1 protein-coding gene is annotated in these 404 nt (G+C 64.4%); it reads left to right on the forward strand.

The annotated features are described in order from the left end of the window. Positions 1–404: cadherin-like domain-containing protein (locus tag P1K30_RS23875; protein WP_275635243.1), on the forward strand; the 404-nt coding region annotated here is incomplete at both ends.

A 404-nucleotide genomic window follows, 5' to 3' on the forward strand; every position in this document is an offset into this window, starting at 1 on the left:
AACGCGGTGAACGACGATCCCGTGGCGGTGGCGGACAGCTATGTCACGGACGAGGATACGAGCCTTGTGATCTCGCTGCCCGGTGTGCTGGCGAACGATACGGACATCGATGGCGACACGCTGTCGAGCATCGTCGCGACGGGGCCGTCGAACGGGACGCTGAACCTGAACCCGGACGGGTCGTTCACGTACACGCCGGATGCGAACTTCAACGGGTCGGACAGCTTCACCTACCTTGTCGACGACGGCAACGGTGGGACGGATACCGCGACGGTGAGCCTCACCGTGAACGCCGCGAACGACGATCCGGTGGCGGCGGACGACAGCTATGTCACGGACGAGGATACGAGCCTCGTGATCTCGCTGCCGGGTGTGCTGGCGAACGACACCGACGTCGATGGCGA

It is taken from the genome of Psychromarinibacter halotolerans (assembly GCF_029168315.1).
In the GTDB taxonomy this organism is placed as follows: Bacteria; Pseudomonadota; Alphaproteobacteria; order Rhodobacterales; family Rhodobacteraceae; genus Psychromarinibacter; species Psychromarinibacter halotolerans.